The following is a 10,163-nucleotide window of genomic DNA, read 5'->3' as shown; positions in this document are numbered from 1 at the left end:
TCACGCCTGTCAGCCGCAGCACCGCTCGGCATGACCGCCACCTTGCGCCAAATGTTGATGCAACAACCTTACGCAAGTAACCTAAGTAACGATGCAATGCGCCCCTCAACCAGATTGTCGTCGGACATTTAGCTATTCCAACTGCGCATGGCATCGGCCATGACACCCGCGAACGTATGAAATGTCACGCTGACTGATCAAGAGCGAGCTCAGCTTTTCAGCCTGTAACAATCAGCACTTGCAGGAGTGATTTACAGGCCATCGGCTTCTGTAGTGATCCCGTAGAGTTTGGATGCGGCTTTGTGATCCTTGGCCTGTGCTCCAACATCGAAGACCCATCTGTTGATGGGTGATGAGATCTGACAAGCATGATTCCATTGGACAAGTTGCTTCTAGTTCAGTCCTAAAGAGGTCTTGCTTCATGTCCAGACTAGTCCTGGCTCTCGCCCTGGGCATTATCGGGGTGTCGGCTGCCCATCAGCCTGCATGGACTGCCGTGAGTGAACCTGAACGCGTCTCAACGCGCACAGGCGGCCAGACCATTGCCCCACTTCGCTTGGCTCAGGCGCTGTCCCCTGGTGAACAGGCCAACGCAGACTTTCAAGATCGAATTAATGGCAAAGCGCTGCTGTCAGCCCTGAAGCAGGGAGGCTATGTCATCTATTTCCGCCACGCTCAAACGGTGAAAGACTATGCCGATCAAGCCGATCCCAACATGAGTCTGGGCGAATGCGCGACCCAGCGTCAGTTGAGCCAGCAGGGCATTCAGGATGCCAGAGATATTGGTGCCGCATTCACGACCAAGGGCATTCCCGTGAACAAAGTGGTCTCAAGCGAGTACTGTCGCTCCTGGCAGACGGCAAACCTGGCCTTTGGAAGATATGACAAGAAGGATTCGCGCCTGAACTTTCTTCCCTACGAAGAGTACACCGATGACTTGGTTGCTTTGATGAAGAAGAACGTCACTCCCTTGCTGAGTGAACTTCCAGAACGCGGCAGCAACACAGTGATTGTTGGCCATGACGACATTTTTGAATCTGCAACTGGCATCTATCCAGATCCCCAAGGCATTGCCTATGTGATCAAGCCGGATGGCCGAGGCGGATTCAGCCTTGTGGCCAATGTACTGCCAGCGGAATGGGCGAAACTCTGAAACTGACGAGAGCCCGCTCGACTCAAACCAGCCAGAAGCCCCACCGGCACAGACCAGTGTGTTGAGAATGAGAATCGTTACTACGCTTGCCGTTCCTTTTCGTGTGAGGAACCCATGAAACTTTTCCAGCAACTGCTGGTTGCCCCCGCGGCACTCGGACTGCTGGCCCCTGTGGCCGCCACTGCTTCTGAGCTCAACTTCGACGGCGTCGACCAGTACGCCTCCCAGGAGCAAGTCACCAGCATCTCCCAGTTCTCGGACGTGCAACCCACGGACTGGGCCTACCAGGCTCTCTCCAACCTGATCGAGCGCTATGGCTGCGTCGCCGGCTACCCCGACGGCACCTACCGCGGCCAGCGGGCCATGACTCGTTTTGAAGCCGCTGCGCTGTTGAACGCCTGCCTCGACCGCGTCACCGAAGTGACCGACGAGCTCAAGCGCCTGATGGCCGAGTTCGAGAAGGAACTCGCCATCCTCAAGGGCCGCGTCGACGGCCTTGAGGCCAAGGTGGGTGAGCTGGAGGCCAGCCAGTTCTCCACCACCACCAAGCTCAGCGGTCAGGCCACCATGGTGCTGGGTGGCGCCGGCAACACCGGTTTTGGTGACAACATCACCGCCAACTACGACGTTCAGCTCAGCTTCGACACCAGCTTCTCCGGCAAGGACCTGCTGCGCACCACCCTGCGGGCAGGCAACTTCGGCAGCTCAGTGTTCGGCAACGGCAACACCGCCCTGGGCATCAGCTTCGGTGAGGAGGACTCCGCCGACTCTGTGTTCATCGATCGTCTCTTCTATCAGTTCCCCATCGGTGAGAACTTCATCGCCACCGTGGGTGCCAACGTCGCCCAGGACGACATCGTGCTCTGGCCCACCGCTTATCCGGTTGACATGGGCCTCGACATCTTCAACTACGCCGGCGCCCAGGCCACCTACAACAAGACCCAGGGTGCCGGAGCCGGCCTGCAGTGGCAGAAGGAAGGATGGGCTTTTACCATGGCCTACGTGTCTGACATCGGTGCAGCCTCCGACTCAACCGTCGGCGCCGGGCGGGACTTTATCGTGACCGCGCAGGGGGGCTACATCGGAGAGAACTGGGGCGGTGCCATTGCCTATACCTACTCAGACTACGATCCGTTCGAGCTCTTCCCCACCAGCGCCAGCAATAACGTGGCCGTGAGCGGCTACTGGCAGCCGAAGGAAGCTGGCTGGGTACCTTCGATCAGCGCCGGTTTTGGCTGGTCGGACATCGACCGCCGCTCCAATGATGAGGCGTGGAGCTGGATGGTGGGCCTCACCTGGGATGACATGTTCGTCAAGGGCAACAGCCTCGGCATGGCCCTCGGCAGTGTGGGAGTGGTGGATGGGGGCAAGTGCGGCACGGTGGGAACCTGCAGCAACAGCCTCTGGGTTGATGGGGGCGATGGGAACGACAACCTGGCCTACGAGCTCTGGTACAACTGGCAGGTCACGGACAACATCGCCGTGACTCCCGCCTTTTTCTACATCGAGAACACCGGCACGGATGACACCTTTGGTGGCATGTTGAAAACCACGTTCTCCTTCTAAGGCTGATTCAGCCCGTTTGATAACGATCTCTGGCGCCGAGACTCTCTGGAGTTTCGGCGCTTTTTCAGCAAGGAGGCAACGCTGAAGCTCAGGCCTGGCCGCCACGCCGGTCTGCAACCTGCGGCATCGCCCGAGGCCTGAGGCCTGGCCTGCGACCCAGCGGGATCTGCCCCGGTATCACCGTTCCAGAGCAGGAACCAGCGCTGACCCCGGCGCCAACCGCCTGGGGCAGCGTGGCCAGCGAAACGATGGGGATCGGGCAACAGATCACTCTCCAATCAGGCCGAGGCGCAGGCACACCAGCGGAAGCGAGTGCTGCTCCCCACCCCTAGCGCCATCGACCGCTGCGACCCAGGAAGAAAGCGTGAATCGGAGGTGACCCAGGGCAGCCGACGGCGTGCCCGATGTGACATGGCCCTGCAGCCCGGGGGCTGGGGGCCCAGCGACGGAAGGCGGAGGGGGATGATCGGAGCCGGATTGTTGTTCCACCCCGGCACACCGGCCGCCCCTGCCACCCATGCTGCGCATCGCCCACGCCCTTGAAGCCCAGCTCACGGCGGCCCTGGAGCGGGCGTTTCCCGATCAGGCGGCGGCGGCGCGGCAGGGCGGAGGTCGCCTGGATCCCCAGCTGGCGGCGGCCAGCAAGCCGGAATTCGGCGATTTCCAGGCCAATGGCGCCCTGGCCCTGGCCAAGCCGCTGCGCCAGGCGCCCCGCGCCATCGCCAGCGCACTCGTGGCTGAGCTCGGCACCGACCCCAGCTTCACGGAGCTCTGCCTGGAGCCCCAGATTGCCGGCCCGGGCTTCATCAACCTCACCCTGCGGCCTGAGCGGCTGGCGGCCGAGCTGGCGCAGCGCCTCGACGATCCTCGCCTGGGGGTGCCGAGCGTACGGGAGCCCGGCGCTGAAGCGCCGGCGCCGGTGATCGTGGACTTCTCCAGCCCCAACATCGCCAAGGAGATGCACGTGGGGCACCTGCGCTCGACGATCATCGGCGACTCCCTGGCCCGGGTGCTGGAGTTTCGCGGCCATCCGGTGCTGCGGCTCAACCACKTGGGCGACTGGGGCACCCAGTTCGGCATGCTGATCACCCATCTCAAGCAGGTGGCGCCGGAGGCCCTCAGCACCGCCGACGCGGTGGACCTGGGCGATCTGGTGGCCTTCTACCGCCAGGCCAAGGCCCGCTTCGATGCCGATCACGCCTTCCAGGCCAGCTCCCGCGAGGAGGTGGTGAAGCTGCAGGGGGGCGATCCGGTGTCGCTGAAGGCCTGGGGGCTGCTGTGCGACCAGAGCCGCCGCGAGTTTCAGAAGCTCTACGACCGCCTTGCCATCGACCTGAGCGAGCGAGGGGAGTCGTTCTACAACCGCTATCTGGGGGCGGTGGTGGCCGATCTGGAGGCCTGTGGCCTGCTGGTGACCGACGACGGCGCCCGCTGCGTGTTCCTCGAAGGCGTGAGTGGAAAAGACGGCAAGCCCCTGCCGGTGATCGTGCAGAAGCGCGACGGCGGCTTCAACTACGCCACCACCGACCTGGCCGCGATCCGCTACCGCTTCGCGGCGCCGCCGGAGGGGGATGGCGCCCGGCGGGTGATCTACGTGACCGATGCGGGCCAGGCGGCCCACTTTGCGGGGGTGTTCCAGGTGGCCGAGAGGGCGGGCTGGATCCCGGCCGGGGCACGCCTGGAGCATGTGCCCTTCGGGCTTGTGCAGGGCGACGACGGCAAGAAGCTGAAGACCCGCGCCGGCGACACCGTGCGCCTGCGCGACCTGCTGGATGAGGCCGTGGAGCGGGCCGAGGCCGACCTGCGCCGAAGGCTCAGCGAGGAAGGCCGCAGCGAAGCCGAGGCCTTCCTCGAGCAGGTGGCCACCACCGTGGGCCTGGCGGCGGTGAAGTACGCCGATCTCAGCCAGAACCGCAGCACCAACTACCAGTTCAGCTTTGATCGCATGCTGGCGCTGCAGGGCAACACGGCCCCCTACCTGCTCTATTCCGTGGTGCGCATCGCCGGCATCGCCCGCAAAGGGGGCGATGGGGCGGCGGCCGGTTCCGGGGATCCAGCCCCGGAGGCACCCAGCGCGCTGAGCTTCAGCGAACCGCAGGAATGGGCCCTGGTGCGGGAGCTGCTCAAGCTCGATGGCGTGATCGTGGAGGTGGAGGAGGAGCTGCTGCCCAACCGCCTGTGCAGTTACCTGTTCGAGCTCAGCCAGGTGTTCAACCGCTTCTACGACCAGGTGCCCGTGCTCAAGGCACCTGAGCCGGCCCGCGCCTCCCGCCTGGCGCTCTGCCAGCTCACCGCCGCCACCCTGAAGCTGGGCATGGGCCTGCTGGGCATTCCCACCCTGGAGCGGATGTGAGCGCAAGGGGGGCGGCGCCGCACAGGCCCGCTCAGCTCAGCCCGAGGACTCGACAGGACTGCCGGACGGTGCAGGCGCGATCTCCCCAAGCCCCCGCATCAGCGGCGTGATCGACAGCCCCTGCACGATCACCGAGAAGGCCACAACCGCGAAGGCCGTTGTCACCACGGCGTCGCGGTAGGGAAGGGTGGTGGGCAAGCCCAGGGCGAGCGCCAGGGCGAGGGCACCGCGCAGGCCGCCCCAGAAGAGCACGTGCTGGTGGTTGGCCTTCACCCGCAGCGACGACGAACCGAACAGAACGCAGCAGCCATAGGTGGAGAGGGCCCGGCCGGCCAGCACCAGGCCAATGGCGATGCCGATCGGCAGCAGCACCCGGGAGAAATTCTGGTGGGCCTCCAGCATTCCCATCAGCAGGAAGATCAGCGAATTCACCACGAAGGCGGCGTACTCCCAGAAGGATTCCACCGCTTCGCGGCCTTTGGGGGAGATGGCGCCCAGGGGGCCGAGGTTGCCCAGCATGATGCCGGCGGTGAGGGTGGCCAGCACCCCCGACACCTCCAGTTGCTCCGCCAGCAGAAAGGAGCCGTAGGCCGCCACCGTGGTGAAGGTGATCTCCACCAGGGGGTCCTCGGTGCGGCCGGCCAGGGCAAGCAGGGCCGCGGCCACGGCGGCGCCACAGGCCACCCCACCCACGATCGTGAGAGCCAGAAACTGGACGGTGCCCAGGGGCGTGATCGCGGCGCCGGTGGCGAAGGCGATCGCAATGGCGAAACCCACAGCGGCGGTGCTGTCGTTGAGCAGGCTCTCCGCCTCCACCAGCTCCCGCAGGCGGCCATGCACCCCGGCCTCCTTGAAGGTGGCGATCACCGACACCGGATCCGTGGCCGAGATCAGCACACCGAACAGCAAGGCCGCCTGCCAGCTCCAGTGGGCCAGGTAGTGCATGCCCAGGGTGGTGACGCCGGCAGACACCACCACCCCCAGGGTGGCCAGGGTGAGCACCACCGGCAGGTCCTTGCGCAGGGCGGGCCAGGCGATGCAGATCGCCGCCTCGAAGATCAGGGGCGGCAGGAAGGCATTGAAGATCAGCTTCCGCGTCAGGGCGATATCAGGAGCGAAGGGCAGCCAGGCCAGCAGGATGCCCCCCAGCACCAGACCCACGCTGTAGGGCAGGCGCCAGCGGCGGGCCAGCATGGCCACCACAGCCGCCACCAGCAGCAGAAGCTCAACCGTTTCGATTGTGAGCATGGGGAGAAGGTAACAAGGGCTGCAGAGGCCGCCCCCGCCGCACTCAGACCCCCACCGGCTGGCCTGCCGCGGCCTCCTGGGCCTTCAGCACCTCCTCCAAGCCGGCCAGATCCTCATCGGTGATCTTGGTCTGCATCGGGCAGTGCTTGGGTCCGCACATCGAGCAGAACTCGGCCTGCTTGTAGATGTCAGCCGGCAGGGTTTCGTCGTGGTATTCCTTGGCCCGCTCAGGGTCCAGGCTGAGCTCGAACTGTTTGTTCCAGTCGAAGGCATAGCGGGCGCGGCTGAGTTCGTCGTCGCGATCGCGGGCTCCCGGGCGGTGGCGGGCGAGGTCGGCGGCGTGGGCGGCGATCTTGTAGGCGATCAGGCCCTCACGCACGTCCTCGGCGTTGGGCAGGCCGAGGTGCTCCTTGGGGGTCACGTAGCAGAGCATGGCCGTGCCGTGCCAGCCGGCCAGGGCGGCGCCGATGGCGCTGGTGATGTGGTCGTAGCCGGGGGCGATGTCGGTGACCAGCGGGCCGAGCACATAGAAGGGCGCCTCGCTGCACTCCTCCATCTGCTTTTTGACGTTGAACTCGATCTGGTCCATCGGCACATGGCCCGGACCCTCCACCATCACCTGGATGTCGTGCTCCCAGGCGCGGCGGGTGAGCTGACCCAGCGTCTTCAGTTCAGCCAGCTGGGCGGCATCGGAGGCGTCGTGCTGACAGCCGGGACGCAGCGAATCGCCCAGCGAGAAGCTGCAGTCGTAGCGCTTGAAGATCTCGATGATGTCATCGAAGCGGGTGAACAGCGGGTTCTGCTTGTGGTGGTAGAGCATCCACTGGGCCAGGATGCCGCCGCCCCGGCTCACGATGCCGGTGAGGCGACCCTTCACCAGGGGCAGGTGCTCGATCAGCAGGCCGGCGTGGATCGTCTGGTAATCAACGCCCTGCTGGCAGTGCTTCTCGATGATGTGCAGGAAGTCGTCGGCGTCGAGCTTCTCGATCGAGCCGTGCACACTCTCCAGCGCCTGATACACAGGCACGGTGCCGATCGGCACGGTGGAGGCGTTGATGATCGCCGTGCGCACCTCATCGAGGTTGACACCGCCGGTGGAGAGGTCCATCACCGTGTCGGCGCCGTATTTCACGGCCAGACGCAGCTTGGCCACCTCCTCATCGAGGTCGGAGGCGTTGGGGGAGGCGCCGATGTTGGCGTTCACCTTGCAGCGGCTGGCGATGCCGATCGCCATCGGCTCCAGGTTGGGGTGGTTGATGTTGGCGGGGATGATCAGGCGGCCCCGGGCCACCTCCTCCATCACCAGCGATGCGGGCAGGTTCTCCCGCTGCGCCACATAGGCCATCTCCTCGGTCACCACGCCCTGGCGGGCGTAGTGCATCTGCGACACGTTGGCGTCGCCACGACGCTTCTCAATCCAGGCGCTGCGCATGATCGGCTCGGGAGGGGGGTGCAAACGGACCGGCGGCCAGGGGATGGGAAGGCACAACTCCGGATCCGAACACTCCCGGGACCAGGCGGACCACGGTTGGATTCGGCACACTTCCCTGCGCCGGCATGACCCGGATCAGGTTCGGAGGGTGTGATCTCAGCCCTGGCAACACCCGCCGGAAGTGGCGTGTGCGGGGCACCCCTAGTGACATCAGAAAGCTAGCAAGGTTGTCCCTGGGGCGCCTTGGCGCGGCCGTCAGCCCTCGGCTGCCTTGCCCTGCAGTCCGTTCAGCGCCGCCGCCACCACCCGGTGGTCGCCGTCCTGCTGCAGGCCGCTGAGCAGGGTTCTGGCCCGCTCGACCACGCCGGCATCAGCCGGGGCCGAGCTCTGCTGGACCAGGCGGCCGAGGATCTCGGTGCCCCCCACCCGCACGGTGTCGTCGGCATCGGCCAGGGCCAGTTCCGCCAGTTCGAGCAGATCCGCCGCCCGCGCCTCGGGGTGCTCCGCCACGGCCGAGAGCACGCTGCAGCGCAGCAGCCACTGGGTGTCGGCCCGGAAGGCCTCGAGCACCACGGGCCAGGCCCGCTCCAGCCCGTAGCTCACCAGGGCATTGGCCGCCTCGGCGCGCACGTTGGCGTCCTCGTCGTGGTGCACGGCCTGCACCAGGGCCTCCCAGCCGGCCTCGGTCTGCTTCACGCCCAGGCCGGCGCAGCTCAGGGAGCGCACGATGAAGGCCGACTGCTCCAGCCCCCGCAGCAGCAGCGGCACGGCCTGCTCATCCGGCACCTCCCGCAGCCCCACCAGGGCCGGCATGGAACGGGAGGGATCACCGGAGAGGATGGCCTCCTCCAGCGCCGGCAGGTCGGCGGGCTGGTTCTGGGGGCGGGGGTCGGAAGCTTCGCTCATGGTTCCAGCCTGGCGGATGGCCGGCCCTGGCGCAGGGCCGCCAGCAACGAGCGGCGCCGCCTGCGGCGGCTGTGGAGACTGGTGCCGAGCAGCGCCGCGCCGATCACCAGCGCCGGCACCGCCTGCCAGCGGTCGGGGCCGCGGCGCTGGGCCAGCACCCCCAGGGCCACCACCAGCAGCAGCGGCGCGGAGAGGGCCAGCATGGTGTAGAGCAACGGGCGCTGACGCGTGGCAGCGGGGGGACTCATCGGGGCCGCTCCATCCAGCGCAGCAGGCTCAGGGTGAGCACCCGCACGCCCACCGCCAGGGCCCCCTCATCGGGAGCGAAGGTGTTGCTGTGCAGGGGTGTGCAGCCGTCGGGTCCGGCCACCCCCAGGCGGAACATTGTGCCGCGGATGCCATCCAGCAGTTCGGCGAAGTCCTCCGCCCCCAGGGAGGGCTGATCCAGCCACTGCACCTGCTGGCTGCCCAGCACCTCAGTGCCGGCCTCGGCCACCAGCTGGGTGAGGGCCGCGTCGTTCTGCACCGGCGGCGAGATGCAGCGGTAGCGCACCCGGGCCTCGCCGCCATGGCCGCGGCAGAGGGCGTGGACGGTCTCCTCGATCCAGGCAGGCAGCTGGGCGTGCACGTCGTTGTCGAGGCAGCGCACGGTGCCGAGCAGGCGCACGTGGTCGGCGATCACGTTGAAGGCCTTGCCCCCCTCGATCCGACCAAAGCTCACCACCACTGGATGCAGGGCATCGAGCCGCCGCGAGATCGCCTCCTGCAGCCCGCTCACCACCCTGGCCGCGATCCAGATGGCATCGGTGCTCTGGTGGGGCCTGGCGCCGTGGCCACCCTCCCCCAGCACCTCCACCTCCAGTTCGCCCGCCGCCGCCGTGAGGCTGCCGCTGCGCACCCCGATCGTGCCCACCGGAATGCTCGGAAAGGCATGCAGACCGAACAGGGCCGCCACGTTCTCCATCGCCCCATCGGCCTTCATCCAGGCCGCCCCCTGGGCCGTTTCCTCAGCGGGCTGGAACAACAGCCGCACCCGGTGGCGCAGCAGCTGGGGCTGCCGCTGGGCCACTGCGCTGAGCAGTCGGGCCACCCCCAGGCCCACGCTGGTGTGGAGGTCATGGGCACAGGCGTGCATCAGGCCCTGCGTGGTGGAGGCGTAGTCGAGCCCGGTGCGCTCCTCCACCGGCAGGGCATCCATGTCCACCCGCAGGGCCACCACGAGGGGCTCGACGGGATCGCCACCCGGCCCGGGGCCAGCCGGCCCCAGCTCGGCCAGCACGCCGGTGCGGCCCACCCCCTCGCGCACCTGCCAGCCCCAGCGGCGCAGCTCCCCGGCCACCAGGGCCGCCGTCTGCTGCTCGTGGCCACTGAGTTCGGGGTGGCGATGCAGGTGGCGACGCAGCTGGATCAGCTCCGGCAGCACGGCCTGCAGCTCCGCCTCCAGGCCCAGGCACTGCCAGCTGAAGCCGGCGCCGGAGCCGCCGGCCTGGCCAGAGGTCGCCGCA

The 10,163-nt window shown here is 66.8% G+C and carries 8 protein-coding genes and 1 riboswitch; of the genes, 3 read left to right on the top strand and 5 right to left on the bottom strand.

From position 1 onward, the window contains the following. The first annotated feature begins 496 nt into the window (after nucleotides 1-496). The 3 genes from IQ216_RS07355 (at nucleotide 497) to argS (ending at nucleotide 5,072) form a co-directional block, all read left to right on the top strand. On the top strand, nucleotides 497-1,153 hold the full coding sequence (locus tag IQ216_RS07355; RefSeq protein WP_370566656.1) for a histidine phosphatase family protein: 657 nt from the start codon (nucleotides 497-499) through the stop codon (nucleotides 1,151-1,153). Nucleotides 1,154-1,267: 114 nt separating this feature from the next. Next, complete coding sequence (locus tag IQ216_RS07350; RefSeq protein WP_193814961.1) at nucleotides 1,268-2,719, top strand: iron uptake porin; 1,452 nt, start codon at nucleotides 1,268-1,270, stop codon at nucleotides 2,717-2,719. A 517-nt stretch (nucleotides 2,720-3,236) separates the two neighbouring features. Then, a complete protein-coding gene (gene argS / locus IQ216_RS07345; protein WP_193814960.1) occupies nucleotides 3,237-5,072 on the top strand; it encodes an arginine--tRNA ligase in 1,836 nt (611 codons plus the stop codon). A 36-nt stretch (nucleotides 5,073-5,108) separates the two neighbouring features. Here argS and IQ216_RS07340 read toward each other — a convergent pair whose 3' ends face one another. From IQ216_RS07340 to IQ216_RS07320, 5 genes are all read right to left on the bottom strand, one after another. Next, nucleotides 5,109-6,320, bottom strand: coding sequence for a sodium:proton antiporter (locus tag IQ216_RS07340; protein ID WP_193814959.1), 1,212 nt, complete (start codon nucleotides 6,318-6,320; stop codon nucleotides 5,109-5,111). A 43-nt stretch (nucleotides 6,321-6,363) separates the two neighbouring features. Next, on the bottom strand, nucleotides 6,364-7,752 hold the full coding sequence (gene thiC, locus IQ216_RS07335; protein WP_193814964.1) for a phosphomethylpyrimidine synthase ThiC: 1,389 nt from the start codon (nucleotides 7,750-7,752) through the stop codon (nucleotides 6,364-6,366). A 95-nt stretch (nucleotides 7,753-7,847) separates the two neighbouring features. Next, nucleotides 7,848-7,965: riboswitch (TPP riboswitch) on the bottom strand. Nucleotides 7,966-8,007: 42 nt separating this feature from the next. Next, nucleotides 8,008-8,658: a HEAT repeat domain-containing protein gene (locus IQ216_RS07330; protein WP_186698055.1), complete on the bottom strand. Its 651-nt coding sequence runs from the start codon at nucleotides 8,656-8,658 to the stop codon at nucleotides 8,008-8,010. Beyond that, the gene (locus IQ216_RS07325) at nucleotides 8,655-8,906 is read right to left on the bottom strand and encodes a DUF3188 domain-containing protein (RefSeq protein WP_193814958.1); all 252 of its coding nucleotides are present in this window, start codon (nucleotides 8,904-8,906) and stop codon (nucleotides 8,655-8,657) included. Before IQ216_RS07325 ends, IQ216_RS07330 begins: the two co-directional genes overlap by 4 nt. Then, on the bottom strand, nucleotides 8,903-10,108 hold the full coding sequence (locus tag IQ216_RS07320) for an amidohydrolase (RefSeq protein ID WP_193814963.1): 1,206 nt from the start codon (nucleotides 10,106-10,108) through the stop codon (nucleotides 8,903-8,905). The genes IQ216_RS07325 and IQ216_RS07320 overlap by 4 nt, the downstream gene beginning before the upstream one ends. Between the last annotated feature and the right edge of the window lie 55 nt (nucleotides 10,109-10,163).

Source organism: Cyanobium sp. LEGE 06143 (genome assembly GCF_015207535.1).
Lineage (GTDB): Bacteria > Cyanobacteriota > Cyanobacteriia > PCC-6307 > Cyanobiaceae > NIES-981.
The sequence above is the reverse complement of the archived record's forward strand: the minus strand, read 5'-3'. Positions and strand labels throughout refer to the sequence as shown.

Excerpts from the sequence above, each read along its gene's own strand:
- IQ216_RS07350 (WP_193814961.1), top strand. The coding sequence starts at position 1,268 with ATGAAACTTTTCCAGCAACTGCTGGTTGCCCCCGCGGCACTCGGACTG.
- IQ216_RS07340 (WP_193814959.1), bottom strand. The coding sequence starts at position 6,320 with ATGCTCACAATCGAAACGGTTGAGCTTCTGCTGCTGGTGGCGGCTGTG.
- thiC (WP_193814964.1), bottom strand. The coding sequence starts at position 7,752 with ATGCGCAGCGCCTGGATTGAGAAGCGTCGTGGCGACGCCAACGTGTCG.
- IQ216_RS07330 (WP_186698055.1), bottom strand. The coding sequence starts at position 8,658 with ATGAGCGAAGCTTCCGACCCCCGCCCCCAGAACCAGCCCGCCGACCTG.
- IQ216_RS07325 (WP_193814958.1), bottom strand. The coding sequence starts at position 8,906 with ATGAGTCCCCCCGCTGCCACGCGTCAGCGCCCGTTGCTCTACACCATG.